We start from the raw sequence: 277 nt of genomic DNA, 5'->3' as shown, positions 1-277 counted from the left end.
CGTGAAGACAGCATCAATGCCAATTATCTCTCCAGTGCGCTGTATCTGGAACCACCGCTGATGCGTCAGGTAGCGCTCGCACACGAGATTATGGGCCGCAAAGTACCGCTTGGATTACTGGCAAGCAGTCCTGAACGGTTACAGACCTTGTGCTGTTCTCCTCAAGCTCTCCGCGAGCACGGTGTCAGTGCGTATTTTATCAATGACTATCCCAGCATGAATCGCGCCCTGGTCGACCTGTTACAAGATAATCAGGCGCTGGTGGGTATCTATGACC

Annotated in this window: 1 protein-coding gene; it reads left to right on the top strand. The window is 52.7% G+C overall.

Translation table 11 applies throughout. From position 1 onward, the window contains the following. Positions 1–277, top strand: a 277-nt coding sequence (locus Q4563_RS19595) for a hypothetical protein (protein ID WP_303605708.1), incomplete at both ends; no start/stop codon positions are given.

Source organism: Gilvimarinus sp. 1_MG-2023 (genome assembly GCF_030548285.1).
Note: the sequence above shows the minus strand (reverse complement) of the source record. Positions and strands in the feature narration are given on the sequence as shown.